General features: G+C 61.3%; 15 protein-coding genes. 13 read left to right on the top strand and 2 right to left on the bottom strand.

Going from position 1 to position 16,745, the window contains the following annotated elements; translation table 11 throughout:
• Nucleotides 1–247 precede the first annotated feature (247 nt).
• The 4 genes from CK230_RS15010 (at nt 248) to CK230_RS14995 (ending at nt 3,898) form a co-directional block, all read left to right on the top strand.
• On the top strand, nt 248–910 hold the full coding sequence (locus CK230_RS15010) for an ABC transporter permease subunit (protein WP_095817957.1): 663 nt from the start codon (nt 248–250) through the stop codon (nt 908–910).
• 13 nt (nt 911–923) lie between these two features.
• Nucleotides 924–1,673 (top strand): ABC transporter permease subunit, encoded by a 750-nt coding sequence (locus CK230_RS15005; RefSeq protein WP_095817956.1) that lies wholly within the window; start codon nt 924–926, stop codon nt 1,671–1,673.
• 52 nt (nt 1,674–1,725) lie between these two features.
• Nucleotides 1,726–2,574, top strand: a complete 849-nt coding sequence (locus CK230_RS15000; protein ID WP_095817955.1) for a transporter substrate-binding domain-containing protein — start codon at nt 1,726–1,728, stop codon at nt 2,572–2,574.
• Nucleotides 2,575–2,644: 70 nt separating this feature from the next.
• A complete protein-coding gene (locus CK230_RS14995) occupies nt 2,645–3,898 on the top strand; it encodes a CapA family protein (protein ID WP_095817954.1) in 1,254 nt (417 codons plus the stop codon).
• Between the two features lie 15 nt (nt 3,899–3,913).
• Here CK230_RS14995 and CK230_RS14990 read toward each other — a convergent pair whose 3' ends face one another.
• On the bottom strand, nt 3,914–4,423 hold the full coding sequence (locus tag CK230_RS14990; protein ID WP_245429925.1) for a helix-turn-helix transcriptional regulator: 510 nt from the start codon (nt 4,421–4,423) through the stop codon (nt 3,914–3,916).
• Between the two features lie 166 nt (nt 4,424–4,589).
• Between CK230_RS14990 and CK230_RS14985 the strand changes: the two genes are divergently transcribed.
• Entirely contained in the window at nt 4,590–4,826 is a 237-nt protein-coding gene (locus tag CK230_RS14985) for a helix-turn-helix domain-containing protein (RefSeq protein WP_095817952.1), read from the top strand.
• 1,230 nt (nt 4,827–6,056) lie between these two features.
• Here the strand turns inward: CK230_RS14985 and CK230_RS14975 are convergent.
• A complete protein-coding gene (locus CK230_RS14975; protein WP_245429924.1) occupies nt 6,057–6,836 on the bottom strand; it encodes an ankyrin repeat domain-containing protein in 780 nt (259 codons plus the stop codon).
• A 323-nt stretch (nt 6,837–7,159) separates the two neighbouring features.
• Here CK230_RS14975 and CK230_RS14970 point away from each other — a divergent pair, with 323 nt between their 5' ends.
• The 8 genes from CK230_RS14970 to CK230_RS14935 all read left to right on the top strand — a co-directional run bounded on the left by CK230_RS14970 (nt 7,160) and on the right by CK230_RS14935 (nt 16,742).
• Nucleotides 7,160–8,326, top strand: a complete 1,167-nt coding sequence (locus tag CK230_RS14970; RefSeq protein ID WP_095817951.1) for a sulfite oxidase — start codon at nt 7,160–7,162, stop codon at nt 8,324–8,326.
• Nucleotides 8,327–8,909: 583 nt separating this feature from the next.
• On the top strand, nt 8,910–9,917 hold the full coding sequence (locus tag CK230_RS14965) for an ABC transporter substrate-binding protein (protein ID WP_095817950.1): 1,008 nt from the start codon (nt 8,910–8,912) through the stop codon (nt 9,915–9,917).
• Between the two features lie 43 nt (nt 9,918–9,960).
• Nucleotides 9,961–10,974 carry an ABC transporter substrate-binding protein gene (locus CK230_RS14960; RefSeq protein WP_095817949.1) on the top strand — a complete coding sequence of 338 codons (1,014 nt, stop codon included), beginning with the start codon at nt 9,961–9,963 and terminating at the stop codon, nt 10,972–10,974.
• Nucleotides 10,975–11,104: 130 nt separating this feature from the next.
• Nucleotides 11,105–12,127, top strand: a complete 1,023-nt coding sequence (locus tag CK230_RS14955; protein WP_245429923.1) for an ABC transporter substrate-binding protein — start codon at nt 11,105–11,107, stop codon at nt 12,125–12,127.
• A gap of 44 nt (nt 12,128–12,171) precedes the next feature.
• The gene (locus CK230_RS14950; protein WP_095817948.1) at nt 12,172–13,179 is read left to right on the top strand and encodes an ABC transporter substrate-binding protein; all 1,008 of its coding nucleotides are present in this window, start codon (nt 12,172–12,174) and stop codon (nt 13,177–13,179) included.
• On the top strand, nt 13,176–13,760 hold the full coding sequence (locus tag CK230_RS14945) for an SCO family protein (RefSeq protein ID WP_095817947.1): 585 nt from the start codon (nt 13,176–13,178) through the stop codon (nt 13,758–13,760). Before CK230_RS14950 ends, CK230_RS14945 begins: the two co-directional genes overlap by 4 nt.
• The gene (locus CK230_RS14940; protein WP_176480104.1) at nt 13,726–16,380 is read left to right on the top strand and encodes a GAF domain-containing protein; all 2,655 of its coding nucleotides are present in this window, start codon (nt 13,726–13,728) and stop codon (nt 16,378–16,380) included. The genes CK230_RS14945 and CK230_RS14940 overlap by 35 nt, the downstream gene beginning before the upstream one ends.
• Entirely contained in the window at nt 16,377–16,742 is a 366-nt protein-coding gene (locus tag CK230_RS14935) for a response regulator (protein ID WP_095817945.1), read from the top strand. The genes CK230_RS14940 and CK230_RS14935 overlap by 4 nt, the downstream gene beginning before the upstream one ends.
• Nucleotides 16,743–16,745 lie beyond the last annotated feature (3 nt).

Here is a 16,745-nt window from a genome sequence, read left to right as displayed (position 1 = left end):
ATTGACCCACGCGGCCGCCGCGTAACGCACAGCAGTTCAGATTAATTCCGCGCTATAACAATGACTTATAGCAACATTTCCGAAAATTATTGATTGATCTGGGATAAGTCCGATATTACCGTAAGAGAAATCCACAAGTTACTTAGAATTACCTGTGGTAGAATCCGCAACCATAGGTGTGCCAGCCGATTCTGAACTGCAGACGATCGGCACGTCTCACCGTATTGCACCCCGAGGAAAACGCCCGATGGGTGGTTTTACTGCTCAGTTTGCTGTCGCCCTGACCGTGACCATCAGCCTTGGGCTGATCAGCGGCTGGCTTGGGACCGCCGTCGGATTGCTTCTGGCAATCTCGAAAGGCGCGGCTCACCACCCGATGCTCGCCGGTATGGTGACCGTCTACACCACGATTGTGCGTGGCCTGCCTGAACTTCTCATTATACTGCTCATCTATTTCGGCGGGACCACGCTCGCAAGCCGGCTCGCCGGCCGCTATGTCGAGGTGAACGCCTTCACCGCCGGCGCGATTGCGCTCTCGGTCGTTTTCAGCGGCTACGCGACCGAAGTGTTCCGCGGCGCGATCGCCGCCGTGCCCGCTGGCCAGACCGAAGCGGCCAAGGCGCTTGGACTGAGCGCCTGGCAGCGCTGGCTTCTCATCATCGGGCCGCAGATGCTGCGGCTGGCGCTGCCAGCCTACGGCAACCTCTGGATCTCACTCTTCAAGGACACGGCGCTGGTTTCGATCGTCGGTCTCACCGACATCATGCGCGTGGCCTATGTCGGCGCCGGATCCCAGCGCGCGCCACTGACCTTCTATCTCGCGGCATCCGCGCTCTATCTGTCGCTGACCACCTTCACGCTGCTGTCGATCCGCATCGCGGAGCGGCGCTATCCAGCTCTTGGCCGCTAGGAGGGCGCGCTCCATGAACCTCGGTTTGATGCTCGACGCCGTCACCGTGCTGCCTTCCGGCATTGCGCTTACCCTCACCCTGACCGTCCTTTCGCTGACGGCCGGATTCCTTCTGTCCGTGCCGCTGGCCTTCGTCCGCGCCTTTGGGCGACCCGCCTTCTCGGGCGCGGCGCTGGCCTACACCTATGTCGTTCGAGGCACGCCGATGCTGGTGCAGCTCTTCCTGATCTATTACGGCCTCGGCCAGATCCAGGCTGTACGGGCAAGCATCTTCTGGGTGGTCCTGCGCGATCCCTTCTGGTGTGCGCTTTTAGCCTTTTCCTTGAACAGCGCCGCGCACACGACGGAGATCCTCTGCCGCGGTCTCCAGTCCGTGCCCGGGGGCGTCATCGAGGCGGCTGCGTCGGTCGGCCTGAAGCGCTTCCAGACAGCCCGCCTGGTCACGTTCCCGATCGCTTTCCGGATATCGCTCCCGGCCTATGGCAACGAGGTGGTGGGCATGATCAAGGGCTCGTCGCTCGCAGGCACCGTGACGCTGCTCGAGATCACCGGCATGGCGAGACAGATGGTTTCGACGACCTTCGCTCCCTACGAGATCTTCATCGTCGCCGGGGCGATCTATCTGCTGCTGACGTCAATAGCCGTAAAAGCCACGCAACTCCTGGAACGCAGGCTTTCGACCGACCGACGGCCCGCTCAGCGACAGAGATCGCGATGGCGCCCGCCCCTGCCCGGCCAAGGCATCACGACGCCGTCGCCCTGATCGGGCCGACTGCAGAAACTCCTACCAATCCAAATCAACGAAGAGGTGCATCATGCGCATACCCCTTGTTATTGCCATCACGGTCGCGGCGCTGACGCCGGCCTTCCCCGCCGGCGCGCAGAGCGAACGCGTCATATCCATCGCCTCCGAGGGCGCCTCGCCGCCCTGGGACGGCACGAACGAAAAGGGGGAGCTCTACGGATACGACATCGATGTCGGCCGCGAGCTTTGCCGCCGCATCGCGATCAAATGCACTTTCGTGCCGCAGGATTGGGACGGGATCATACCCGCCCTGCTGGTCGGCAAGTTCGACGTGATCATGTCCGGCATGGCGATCACCGAAAGGCGCAAGCAGTCGATCGCCTTCTCCGCCCCTTACGCCAGCGGCTTCAACCAGTTCGTGGTGCGCAAGGAACTTGGTCTCGATCCTGGCGACATTACGCAGAAGGTGAATCTGTCGACCGTCGGAGACAAGGAGAAGGCGGCCATCGAGCGTCTGCGCTCGACGCTCAGCGGCAAGGCGATCGCGGTGCTGCGCTCGTCGAACTCGGAAGCGGTGGTCAAGCAGCTCATGGGCGATGTCGTGACGATCCGCAGCTATGACAGCCTCGACAACATGAAGCTCGACCTCGCGGCGGGCCGCGTCGACGGCGGCCTTGCCGACTATTTCACGTGGCGGGATTTCCTGGAGACGCCGTCTGGATCGGGGGCAGCGTTCTTCGGCCCGGAACTGAAGGGCGGGCTCTGGGGGCCGGGCGTCGGCGCCGGCATGCGCAAGGACGATGCGGAACTGCTCACCAAGTTCAACGCGGCGATCGACGCCGCCACCAAAGACGGGACGATCAAGGCGCTCAGCCTGAAATGGTTTAAGACCGACATCTCGCCGGCGGTCACCAATTGAGCCAGCGCCGAGCCCCGCTACGCATGAGGCCAAAAGCCGGCCGCCCTCCCCTCCTTCAAGGCAAGCTTCCATGAATAACCAATTCTGCGCGGTCGTGACCGGCCAATCGTTGATCACTCATGACGTCCGTCATGTCCAGGATGAGCGGTTCACGGAGGTTGAACGCTTCTTACAACAGGGCGACGTCGTCTTCACCAATTTCGAGTCGACGATCCTGGGGAAACACGGTGGCTGGCCTACCAAGGGTAAGTACTTCGGCTATTCCACGGCTGAAGTGCTGGATGCATTGCAGGACATTGGTTTTAACGCGCTCGCGCTCGCCAACAACCACGCCTTCGATCTCGGCGCCGGCGGCATCCTCTCGACGCTGGAGGAAGTGGAGCGCCGAGGCTTTCTCCACGCCGGCATCGGGACAGACGAGACCAGCGCCCGCAAGCCGGGCCGCCAGCGCTTGGGCGGCCGAGAGGTCGCGCTCCTTGCGTTCGATGCAGGACCCGGTCCCGCGAGCATGTATGCCGAGGACCGCACGGCCTTCCGCCCTGCCCGCCCCGGCGTCAACCGCCTCAAGACCTTTCGCAAGATCGGGGTTCCGGACGGGCATCTGCGCAGGCTGGCAAGACTTGGCGAACATCTGAAGTGCTCGGCCTTCGAGCTCACCAATTACGCGCAGCCGGAGGACCCAGTGGAGGTGACCGCCGGCAGGGAGATCAATTTCTACGGCACGGTGTTCACGCAAGCCGCCGACTTCGGCCGGCTGATCGAGATCGATCCACAGAGCGCGGACGCCCATTTGTCGGCCATCCGGCGAGCGGCGGCGCAGGGGGATTTCGTGATCGCCTACCTCCATCACCATCATTGGGAACCGGGCTGGCAGGACGTGCCGCGCTGGGTGCGGACCTTCGCCCGCACATGCGTCGACGCGGGCGCCAGCCTGTTCGTCAGCCACGGCGCGCCGGTCCTCCAGGCGATGGAAATCTACAACGGCTCCCCGATCTTCTACGGCCTCGGAAACTTCCTCTTCCAGGTGCACGCCGACGAGACGGAGTGGGATCCGCCGGAGGTCTGGCAAGGCATCATCGCCGCCTGCCGCTACGATCCGGGCAAGATCCTCACAGAAATTGACCTTCTGCCCGTTACGATCGGCGCCGAGCCTCATTCTCCCGGATCAGCGGCAGGAACGCTGGTGCCGCTCAGCGCCTCCGGAGGCACCGCGCATGAGATCCTCGAGGGATTCGCCAGGCGCTCGCGGGCATTCGGCGTCGAGATCGACATATCCCTGGCCCGCGGCCGCATCGAGGTGCCCGCCGCCAAAAAATTCGGCTGAAGGGTCCAGCCGGCTTCAGGATGTCCGGCGATCGGCAGGCGCAGGCTCCCCAGCCGGCTCGTCATCGCCGTTCCGGTCGAGCAACGCCAATTCCTCTCCCAACGCTGCGATCAGGGAAGAGAGGCGACCGCGAACGCGCGGCGGAAGATGCATCAGGCCCTCGATCAGATGCCTCCCCTCGGCGCTGGCGATGAACGCCAGGCGCTCATCGACCGGCAAGGGTTGCTCCTGGTGGCGGCTCTCATCATTTCCCGGCAGGCCTTCGAAGAAGCGGCTGACCGGAACTCCGAGCGAAGTGGCGATCTCGTAGAGCATTGACGAGCTGACGCGATTGCGGGCGTTCTCGTATTTCTGGAGCTGCTGGAAACTGATGCCGATGGCGCGGGCGAGTTGGCCCTGCGAGACGTCCGACTGGACGCGAACCGTCGCAATCTGCCTGCCGACATGCCGATCGGCCGGATGAGGTTCGCTCTCCACCGCCTGCTTGCGCGTTGTCCGAAGCAGGACGGGACGTTGCGGTTTCAACAAGGCTTCCGATGCTCCAAAGCGTTCCACCCCCGACAGGTTTGCCGCGACACAGAGGTCTCGCTCTCGTCTGCCAAGCAGGGACGGTCAGCCATTTAATATACCTTATGAGGCTTAAAATCACCCTATAGGTGGCAAAGACCATGTGCCTGCCGATGGTGGATGCATGGTCAGTCCACGACAGATTCGGGCCGCGCGCGCTTTGCTTGGTTGGTCGCAGCAGGAGCTTGCCGACAAGGCGATCGTCTCGCTCAACGCGCTGGCCCGTCTGGAGAGCGGCAAGGTCGATTCCCGGGTCAGCACGATGCAGGCCATCGAAGCAGCTCTGACCAGGGCCGGCGTCGAGTTCCTGCCCGCTGGTCAAAAGGGCGAGGGTGTCCGCCTCCTCGATCCTCACGGCTGAGCCCCCTGCCCCGACTGCTGGCCAATCCGAACGACGTCCTCCAGTACCGAACGTATCTGTGGCCATGGAAATTCAGGATCGTTCTCCGAAGGCTGTCCTTCCCTCAGCACCGCGTCGAGCTTGGCGGCCACTCCTGCAAGCGACGTGGCCCGGGCCGGGACAGAACCTCGAGCAAATCCGCCGCTCTACCAGCAGCTTCGCGTTCAGCCCTCAACGCAGCCGAGTAGCCAAGTTCGTGATCGGCGGTATCCCAGCGGGCCTGATGAGCCGCAAAATCGGCTTCTGCCTTCTCGCCGTCAGACGACTGAATTGTCGCGCAAGGAAGTCCGACCGTTTCGATCAGTTTGCCGCTCCAGGCAATGGCGGCGGGGCTGGTCTACGCTTTACCTCGTCATGAGAACTTAGCAGGTCAAGCCATAGAAAAGTCCCCATGTTCGACCAGAGTTAGGGAGCCGCCGATTGGGCGAATCCCGTTAAGGCTAGCGTGCTCCAGTCTGGCTTTTATGGGACTTTCGAAGCACAAACGGCGAACATAGCGTACCGCCTGTGTGCAACGCGTCTTACAAGAAGACAATCAGAAGGGGTTCAAAGGCCCCGACGGCATGAAGTTCGGTGTCGACGTCCGCCTGTATTGCACTGTCTATGGACAGCAGAACGTGACCGTTCTCGACAGAGATGGCCGAGTGGCCGATCGGATGATGCTTGACGGTCCTTGCCCTACCAACCTCGCCTTTTCGCGAGATGGCAAAAAGATACTTAGATCCTTGAGGCTCCTTGCGCGGGGCAGGCCTACACTATCCGAACACACGTTAGGACTGATCGCGCCAGTTTGCTAGGCCCCGATTGGGACGTCAGGAGCAGACCCCATCCAACGTCCCTATTCGGCGCAATGTGTCTGGGCCCGCAAATAGCATGTCGGCTTTTGTAATGGCGGCGAGAATGACCGCAATGTGGCGCGTTGCAGATCGGCAGCATCGGGCCGAAAGCGGTAGGTCAGCTTGCGGTATTCAGGAATCGATAGCGGACGCAATTTGCGATGCTCTATGTCTCGAGCTAACCGGTGGGAACATGGAATTCGAAGAGAATACGTCGGCTCGCCCATAACTGCCAGGGGCGAAGGCCGGGCGCAATGCAGCTCAGGGCAGTGAAACGGCGAGTCGGCGAGTGTTCGCAGATAGGCGATCACGTTCAGCCGGTCAGTTTCATCGGGTGCGCCTCGAACGTCCATGTTCACGCCCGGCGTCGTGAGAGTAGGACCCGCGAGAAAATGTTGAGGTCCTCGTACGTCCAGGAACCCTCCCAGGCCAAGAGGGTGTGGGAGTAGCCGTCGAACTTCGTCGACGCCTTGTCGCGTCCGACGACGTTCCACAAGTTCGGCCCCTTGGTAGGTACATCCTGTGCACGCACGACATGACAGAAGGAGCAGTTGGAGGCAAAGAACGCCGCGCCCTTTGCCTGGTCACAGATTGCCAGCCTCGCGTAAATCGGCTCGGGCTTCAGAATGACGACCCCATGAGCCTGCAGGTAGGCCGCGATGTCGGGGTGGTCGTCGTGCTTTGCAAGGTGGTAGGGCGTGATAATGCCGGGTAGACGGGCGGGGTCGCCCTGGATCCAGATGGCGTTCACGTCTGCGCCGGCTTCAACGAGCACCTTGACACAATCGAGACAGCCGTTCGCGACCGCGAAGTGCAACATGGGCTCGCCGCCTCTCGCTTTGGCATTGGGGTCAGCACCATGTGACAACAACACTTGCATGAGGTCGGCGTAACCCTTCAGGACAGCAACGGTGATCGGCAGACCGACCGCCGACTCCTTGCTCACCCCCGCGCCGCGCTTGATCAGCAGTTCCGCCGCCTCGGGATGGTGGCTGCGTACTGCCAGGAAGAGAGGAGTGGCTCCCTTGTCCTGCTCCTCGATGGCCGCCCCTGCATCGAGGGCCGCTGCGATAGCGGCAAGGTCCCCGTTCTTGGCCGCCTCGTGAAGCGGACTGCCTTGGGAGCACGCTTCCAATCAGTTCACGCATCTGGCTCTCCCTGGGCCGACACGGTGATTGAGAAGCGTATATCCGCTCAACTCCCTCGACTACTCCGGCGCGTCGCGCTCGCCATGAACGCAGATCAGGCGTATACTTAACGATTGCTGGCTGGGACCTGACGGAGCCGGCAACGGAGAGCGGGAGACTCCGCCTTACGATCTGGCGCGATTCTAACTCGCGTTGTTCCGCGCGCTCTCAAGACTGCCGCCTCGGCCGGCCTCTCGTTTGCGCTATTCCGGCCGCCATCACTTTTTGTCACTGGAGGAGAAAACAGCTTTTCACTGGAGGAGAAATCATCATGTATTACCTTCCACGACGCGAATTCATCGCTCAAGGCAGCGCGGCCCTCGCGGCGCTGGCTATTTTCCACTCACGGTTTGCCCAAGCCTTTCCAAGCCGAGCGGGTGAAACCGTGATCCCGTGGCTTGATCAGCCGCAGCCCAATCCCGTTCCGGCGGTCATCCAGAGCCAGCTTGTCTGGGAGGATTTGGATTCCTGGGTGACGCCTAATGAGAAGTTCTTCAGTATCGCGCATTTTGATCGGCCAACCATTGATGCGAACGCCTGGAAGCTGGAAATCGATGGGTTGGTGAAGAAGCCTCTGAGCCTGTCGCTTGCCGACCTCAAGGCCCGGCCGCGCCAGGAGGTGGTTTTCACCGTGGAATGCTCGGGCAATCACGGTTTTCCATTTTTTACCGGCGGCATTGGCAATGCCCGCTGGGCAGGCACACCGCTCGCCGCCATTCTTGAAGAGGCAGGCGTGAAAGAAGACGGCATCGAAGTTGTTTTCTGGGGCACTGATGTCGGCGACATCGCTCTCAAGGACAATAATCGCGACGTCAAGATGCATCAGAATTTCGCTCGCAGCATGTCGCTCGCCGATGCGACGAATCCCAACAACATCCTGTGCTACGAGATGAATGGTGCCGCTCTGCCAGCACCCAACGGTTTCCCGGTGCGGCTCATCGCGCCCGGTTGGTACGGCATCGCTAACGTCAAGTGGCTCAAGCGCATTGAGATACGCAACAGGCGCTTCATGAGTCTGCTGATGGCACGAGACTACGTCACCATCCGTGAGGAAGAGCACAATGGCGAGACGGTGTGGGCCGAGACCTCGGTAGGCCGCGCATTGCTGAAGTCCGCGCCTGCCAGGGTGACGCGCAGCGATGCCGGGTACCGCATCAGCGGTGCGGCCTGGGGTGCGCCAATCGCAAAGGTCGAAGTGAAGATCGATGATGGCCCGTGGACCGAGGCGACGATCGACCATGCGGAAGAAGCTGAATTCGCGTGGAAGGTCTGGTATCTTGACTGGAAAGACCCATCAAAGGGCGAGCACACGGTCACCTCGCGCGCCACTGATACGTCAGGCAAGGTCCAGCCCGCGATGGACGATCCGGTTATCGCCAAGAAACACACCTACTGGGAAAGCAATGGCCAAGTCACGCGCCGCGTCAGCATTGCTTGAGAAGGTTACCGGTGGCGGCCCTACCAGACTGACGAGGATCGAGGTGACCTCACTCCAAATATGGGGCCACCCGTCATTGCTGTCGAGCAAGCCTATGTCGCGGGCGCATTCATTGATTCGGACAGTCCGCTGTAGGTGCAATGCCGCTAGGAAGCTTTGGGGCCGGCAGCGGAATGGCGGCTTTTGGTATCCGAAGAACGATAGCGGACGTTCGCCCGGTGAGACCAAGGTCAGAAGCTGACCGATGCAGACCTTTGTGTCGATCACTCGGAACGGCTGCAAGTAAACTTGAAGGCACCGTTCGCAATCGTGCGAACGGTCTCCACCGACATCGAGGCGCTGACGTGATGTTTGGCGCGAGCAAGTTTTGGGCTCGCGGCCAACGCAAATTGGGCGTATCGTGGCATATCGTCGGTTGCTAATAAATGAGCCGGCGACTGAGAGCGCAAGACTCCCGCATCGGACTGGGCGCGTTCGAACCACAACTACTCGTTGCGCCCACGAGACCATCTGCCTCCGCCGAACCTCTTTTGCCCGGTTCCGCCCAGAATTGCCGTTTGCGATTCGGAAGAGGAGCGTTCCGATGCGTACTATTCAAAATCGCCGCACCTTCGTGGCCAGCGCTGCGGCGATCGGCGCCGCAAGCCTCATCGGCGGAACGACTGAGGTCTGGGCCGAGGCGCCCCCGGAAACGACTACTGTGCGGCTGGGCCGCTGGCTAGGTGGAGCCTATTGCTGGGGTTCGCTCTATCTCGCCGGGGAGCTGCTGCGCGCCGACGGCATGACCGACGTCCGCTACGTCGAAGGAGACACCAAGGTCGACAACACGCTGTGGCTCGCTGGCGGAGCGACGGACTTTGATTTCAACATGCCGACGATGCATATCCGGTCCATCGATGCTGGAGCACCTATCAAGATCTTGACCGGTGTGCACATGGGTTGCTGGGAGCTGCGGGCCAGCGACAGAGTCAACGGCGTTGCTGACCTGAAGGGCAAGCGGGTGGGGATTTGGGCCCTGAATGACCATCCACACGTATTCCTTAGCCTGATCGTCAACTATGTTGGGCTGGATCCCGGCCACGACATCGAATGGGTCGTGGGGCCCTCGCCGATGCAGGATTTTATCGGCGGCAAGGTCGATGCCTTCCTCGCCGACACCAGCGCGTTCTCGAAGGTCCGTTCCGATGAGATAGGCCACACGATTGTCAGCAACTTGGTCGACCGTCCATGGTCGGAATATTACTGCTGCATGGTCGCAGGGAGGGCGGACTATGTAGAAAAATACCCGCTGGCGACCAAGCGTGTACTGCGAGCCATCCTCAAGGCTGCCGATTTCTGCGCGTCCGCCCCGACCTCGGCGGCGCGCGAGCTGGTCGATCGCGGCTTTCTGCCGAGCTACGACCTTGCACTGACGACCCTGCAGAATACCGCGCACGACAAATGGCGGACCTACGATGCAGAGGATTCGGTCCGCTTCTATGCGCTCCGCATGAAGGAGACGGGCATGATCAAGTCGAGCCCGCAGGCAATCCTGGCCGCCGGCACGGATTTCCGTTTCCTCAACGAGCTTAAGCGCGAGCTGAGGAGCTGAGCAGCTAGCTGGCTCGTGTGCTTTCCTTGGAAAGGACGGCCCAATGCAGATCATCCAGACCCGCCGCCGATTCCTGGCCGGTGCTGCACTGGCGGGCGCTGCCGGTATCCTCGGTCTTCCGGAGTCACTCCACGCGGAACTGCCATTGGAAACGACCACGGTTCGGCTGCCGCGGTGGGTAGGCGGTTCCTACTGCTGGGCCGGCGCGTACATCGCCGGGGAACTGATGCGCGCAGATGGCTTCACAGACGTTCGCTACGTGGAAGGTGACAGGAGCGTCGACCAATCGGAGTGGATCGCACGCGGTGAGACGGATTTCTCGGTCAACTTTCCGCCGAACCAAATTGCGTCGATCGATGCCGGCGTGCCGATCAAGGTGCTAACCGGGTTGCACTCGGGATGCCTCGAACTGATCGCCAAGGAGAGCATCCGCAGCGTCACGGATCTGCGGGGCAAGAGGGTGGGCGTTGATGGTTTCAACAACTCGCGACACGTGTGGCTGTCCCTCATGTCCGCCTATGTCGGGCTCGATCCCGTCAACGATATCCGGTGGGTCTTGACCGAGAACGTCAAGCCCACGGAACTGTTCGTCCAAGGGAAGATCGACGCCTTCCTCGGGACCCCGCCCCAGCCGCAGGAGCTGCGCGCCAAGAAGATCGGCCACACCATCCTCAACAATGCCGTCGACCGCCCATGGTCACAGTATTTCTGCTGTATGATCTCCGCGACGACGGATTATGCAAATAGGTACCCGGTGGCGACCAAGCGGGTCTTGCGCTCCATTCTGAAGGCCGCCGACCTCTGCGTGTCGAATCCGGAAATGGTGGCCCGGCAGATGGTCCATCGCGATTTCGTCCCGTCGTTTGACTACGCGCTGCAAACGCTGAAGGATATCCGGTACGACCGCTGGCGGGAGTTCGATCCTGAAGACTCGATCCGGTTTTACGCCCTGCGACTTCAAGAAGCCGGCATGATCAGGTCGAGCCCCCAGAAGATCATCGCAGACGGTACCGATTGGCGGCTCCTCAACGAGCTAAAGCGAGAGCTGAAGATATGAGCAACAGGCAAGCATGTGGCCGAGCGCTCGCCATGGTGGCATGGCCGAGGCTCGGGTTTGTGCACAACACGGCATCCACTGGTCACCGTTCTCGGTGTCACACTGGCCAGCATTTGGAAGGGAGGTCCCGATGCGTACCCTATACCCCGGACGGTTCAACCGACGCAGCTTCCTGCATGGGATGACGATGGCAGGGACAGCCGGGCTGCTGGGCTGGTCCCACCCTAGCCGGGCCGCTGCCGAGCCGCCGCCCGAGACGACGCGGATCCGGCTCGTCCGGATTCCCAGCATCTGTCAGGCCCCCCAGTACGTAGCCGAGGAACTGCTGCGCAGCGAAGGGTTCACCGACGTGCAGTATATCCAACGAGAGGGTACTGCGGATATCGCACCGGCCCTCGCCTCCGGTGAAGCCGACCTCAACAATCATTTTGCCGCCCCGCTCCTTCTCCGCCTGGAGGCGGGGGATCCCATCGTCATCCTGGGAGGACTCCACGTCGGCTGCTTTGAGCTGTTCGGGAACGATCGCGTCCAGTCAATCCGCGACCTCAAGGGCAAGACCGTGGCCGTGCCGTCGCGAGATTCCAGCCGGTACGTCTTTCTCGCCGCTATGACGGCGTATGTGGGCCTCGACCTCCACAACGACATAAATTTCGTCACGCATCCGGGACCCGAGTCCATCCGGCTCCTGAGTGAGGGCAAGATCGATGCCTACCTGGGCTTTCCTCCCGAACCGCAGGAGATGCGGGAGCAGCGGATCGGCCATGTGGTGATCAGCAGCACCGTCGACCGGCCCTGGTCGCAGTATTTCTGCTGCATGCTGGCTGGAAACCGGGAGTTCGTGGACAAGTATCCGGTGGCCACGAAACGCGCGCTGCGCGCCATCCTGAAAGCGGCGGATTTCTGCGCCAGCAAGCCCGAGCGGTCCGCGCAGCTCTTGGTGGACCAGGGCTATACCAGGCGCTATGACCACGCCCTCCAGGCCATGGAGGCGATCCCCTACGGTTGGCGTGAGTATAGCGCCGAAGACACCCTGCGCTTCTACGCCTTGCGCCTCCACGAGGTCGGGATGCTGAAGAGCACCCCCCAGACGCTTTTGGCCCAAGGCACCGACTGGCGTTTCTTCAACGAACTTAAGCACGAGCTGAAGATCTGACTAGGCAGCCAGCCCGTGCCATTTTCAACGCGAGGGAGAACCCCATGCAAATGATCCAGAACCGTCGTCGTTTCCTTACAGGCTTGTCTGCGCTCGCAGCCGCGGGCCTTGCGAAGGGCCGCAACGCGGCCGCCGCCGAAGCTGCACCTGAAACCACGGTCGCCCGCTTTGCGGCGGCGCCCGGTATCTGCATTGCTCCGCAGTACGTCGCCGAGGATCTGATCCGCGCAGAGGGGTTCTCGGATTTTGGCTTTGTGGCCGCCGAGGCCGGCATCGCCCAGACCGAGATGCTGGCGCGTGGCGACATCGACTTCGGCATTGACTTTGCCACGGCCCTAATCATTCCGGTTGACACTGGCGCCCCGATCAAGGTGATCTCCGGAGTGCATGTCGGCTGCTACGAATTGTTCGGACGCGAAGACATCAAAAGCGTCGCGGAGCTCAAGGGCCGCAAAGTCGGCGTGGGCGGCAATCTATCGTCGGATCCGCATATATTCGTCAGTGCCATGGCGACCTATGTCGGCCTCGATCCGCAACGCGACATCGAATGGATCGTCGGCGCAGCAAAGCCGGCGGAGCTCTTCGCCGAGGGCAAGGTCGACGCCTTCCTGGCTTTTCCGCCTGAGGCTCAAGACCTCCGCGCCCGCAAGGTCGGCCACGTCATCCTGGACAGTTCCAGGGACCGGCCGTGGTCGCAATATTACTGCTGCATGCTGGCGGTCAACGCCGCGTATGCCGAGAAAAATCCAGCCGCCACCAAGCGCGTCATCCGGGCCATCATCAAATCGGCCGACATCTGCGCGGCCGAACCGGAACAGGTGGCACGCCTCCTGGTGGATGGCGGACACACCGAGCAATACGACTACGCTGTGCAGTCGCTCCGCGAGCTCCCATACTCTAATTGGCGTGACTTCGATCCCGAGGACACGATGAGGTTCTTCTCGCTGCGGCTGCATGAAGCCGGAATCGTCAAGTCAAGCCCAAACGAGATCATCGCGAACGGCACGGATTGGCGCTTTTTCAACGAGGTCAAGCGCGAGTTGAAAACATGAGCGAGTGGCCGGCGCGCATCTTGGTGCTGGCGCTGATGGCCGGACCGGCGCAGGCGCATGACGCGCCGCATGATCAACGATTGCCGGCAATAGGACCGGCTCCAGATTTTACGCTGACATCACAGGACCGGGCGCGAGTCTCGCTGCACGACTTTCGCGGCAAGGTGATCGCCATTGCATTCATCTATACGTACTGTGCCGACGTCTGTCCCATGCTGACCGCCCAGATGGCCAGGGTGCAGGAAAAGTTGGGTAGTGCGTTCGGACCCAAAATCGCCTTCATTTCGATCACCGTCGACCCGGAGCGCGATACGTCCGATGTTTTGAAGGAATATGCGCAGAATTTTGGCGCCGATCTGAAGGGCTGGTCTTTTCTTACCGGCGATCCGGCGATTGTTCATGAGGTTGGACGGAAATATGGGGTCTTCGCGAAGAAGGCGGCGAACGGTGATGTCGACCATACCTTGTTGACCTCGCTCGTAGACCCGAATGGCATCTTGCGAGTACAATATCTTGGCGTTCGGTTCGACCTGGAGGAGTTCCGGGATGACCTTCTCAGCCTCTTGGACGAATCCAAATAGCTTAACGAACCGGCTCGTTGGCTGGGTTGCCCGGCTGCCGGCGCGCGTCCAGACCAAGCTCTTGATCGCGTTCCTGTCGATCGTCGGCCTGCTGATCGTGCTCGGGGCCGTCGGGTTGCAGGTGCTGAGTGGCGTCAACGATCAGACCAACGAACTGATCAAGCTGCAGCGCAGGATCGCGGCCTACCGCCAGGTACAGCACGATACGACCACCCAGCTCTACGGCATCTCCACCGCCCTGTTGCTTCAGGACGACCGGATGCTGGATGCGGCGCTGCGCCAGCTCAATCAGTTCGGCTACGACCTCGACCGCATGGAGTTCGTCGCCAAAGCCGAGGTGGACGTGCTTGGCCAGGTCAGGCAAGAGTACGAACGGCTGACGGCCGGGGTAACGCACGTGGCAGGGCTCGTCCGCGCCGGCCGTACCGAGGAGGCGCGCAAGGTTCAGCTTGATGAAATCATACCGTCGGCTGATCGCCTCGAGCGGCTGACAAACCAGCTGGTCAACATCGCCGAAGCCGACATGGTGGTGGCCATCGAAACGACCGAAGGTGCGTACGGCACGTCCAGACTGATCGTGGTCTCGTTTGCGGTGGGCAGTATACTGCTGGCGTTGGGGCTCGGCTACATCATCTCCTGGTCGTTAATCGAACCTGTCAAGAAGATCGAGACGCGTCTCAGCCAGATAGCGGCCGGCGACTTTGCCCAACAAGTTGCCGTCGCCAATCGCGACGAACTTGGAGTCTTAGCCGCTAACGTCAACCAGACCTCCGACCAGCTGGGGCGCCTGTATCAGGAGATTGAGACGCGCACCCAGCAGCTCGACGAAGCCCTTCAGCAGCAGACAGCCACTGCAGACGTTCTGAAGGTCATCAGCCGCTCTACCTTCGATCTGCAGGTGGTGCTCGATACGTTGGTGGAATCGGCTGTCAGGCTCTGCCGTGCCGACAAGGGTGGTATCGTGCAGTTGCTGGATGGCGTATTCCGCTATGTGTCGACGCATGGCTACCCGCCCAGTTTCCGTGCTTATGTCGACGCTAATCCAGTTCCAGCGCTTGCCGCAGGCCGAGGCTCCGCCGTAGGGCGCGTAATCGAAGAACGGCGTATCGTACAAATCGAAGACGTGACCGCTGATCCAGACTACCGCATTGCCTTGATCGCTGAGGCAGGCGGATTCCGCACCGTCCTCGCTGCACCGCTGTTGCGGGAGGGTGATCTCGTTGGCGTATTCGTCCTGACGAGGGTTGAGCCGCAACCTTTCAATCCCAAGGAGATCGCGCTCGTCGAGACATTCGCCGACCAGGCGGTGATCGCCATCGAGAATGCGCGGCTCTTCGAGGCGGTGCAGTCACGGACGCGCGAGCTTGCCGCGTCAGTTGGTGAGCTCGAGGCGCTTGGTGAGGTGAGCAAGGCGGTCAATTCGACGCTGGATCTCGACACGGTGCTGAAAACGATCGTCGCCAAAGCGGTCCAGTTGTCGGAGACGGATGCTGGCACCATCTACGTGTTCAGCAGCACGCGGCAGCAATTCCGTCCGCGCGCAAACTTTGGGATGAGCGATGAGCTTATCGCCGCAGTCTCGCACCAGACGATGGGGCTGGCCGATATGGGGATCGGCGACGCGCCCGGACGGTGCATGCCGGTGCAGTTTCCCGACCTCAGCAAGGAAACCTCATCCTTCCTTGTGAGAAAGACGATCGTCGACGCCGGATATCGCGGTGTCCTGATCGTTCCGCTGCTGAGGCCCAACAAGATCGTCGGTGCCCTGGTCGTCAGGCGCCACAAGCCAGGTCCATTCGATGAGCAGGTTGTTCACCTGTTGGAGACCTTCGCAGCCCAATCGGTGGTCGCGATCCAGAATGCCAAGCTGTTCCGCGACATCGAGGAGAAAGGCCAGGAGCTGGAGGCAGCCAGCCGCCACAAGTCCCAATTCCTGGCGAATATGAGCCACGAGCTCAGGACGCCGCTCAATTCGGTCTTGGGCTTCACAGAGCTGCTGGTCGACGGCATCTACGGCGAACTCCCGGACAAGGCCAAGACAACCGTCGCGCGCGTGCAGGCAAACGGTCGTCACCTCCTCGGCCTCATCAACGACGTACTCGACCTTTCCAAGATCGAAGCCGGACAGCTCACGCTGGCGATCGAGGACTACTCCGTCGCGCAGATTGTTCGATCGACCGTTGCCGCTGTCGAGCCGCTGGCTCGAGCGAAGGGTCTTGAGCTTTCAACGACTGTTGCCGAGAACCTTCCAATCGGTCGCGGGGACGAACGCCGTTTGACGCAGGTTCTATTGAATCTTGCAGGCAATGCCGTCAAGTTCACCGAAACGGGTGCGGTCGACATTCTTGCCGATGCGGTCGACGGCCACTTCGAGATCACCGTCCGAGACACCGGTCCCGGCATCGCGTCCAAGGACCAGGCTCTCATCTTCGAAGAATTCCAGCAGGTCGACAACAGCAGCACCAGGCAGAAGGGTGGCACAGGTCTTGGCCTGGCAATCTCGAAGCGCATCGCCGAAATGCATGGCGGAACCATAGACGTTGAATCCGTGATCGGGTCAGGGTCGACATTCCGTCTGAAGATACCAACCCGGATGAATGAGGACGTGAGGGCCGCATGAGCAAACGAATCCTTATGGTGGAAGACACCGAGGACAACCGCCAGATCATCCGCGATCTCATTGCCACCACCGAATACGAACTGATCGAGGCGGCGGACGGCGCCGCCGGCATCGCAGCAGCCGGAGCACAGAGGCCAGACCTGATCCTTATGGACATTCAACTTCCGGTGATCGACGGGTATGAAGCGGCCCGCCGCATCAAAGCCGACCCGGCGCTCCGGCACATTCCGATTATCGCCGTCACCTCCTACGCGTTGTCGGGCGACGAGGCGAAAGCCCTTGCTGCCGGGTGCGATGGTTACATTGCCAAGCCATTCAGTCCGCGCCGGCTGCTTTCCGAGATTCGCGGGTTCCTTTCTTGAGGG

It is taken from the genome of Mesorhizobium sp. WSM3859, assembly GCF_002295065.1.
GTDB lineage: Bacteria > Pseudomonadota > Alphaproteobacteria > Rhizobiales > Rhizobiaceae > Mesorhizobium.
The sequence above is the reverse complement of the archived record's forward strand: the minus strand, read 5'-3'. Positions and strand labels throughout refer to the sequence as shown.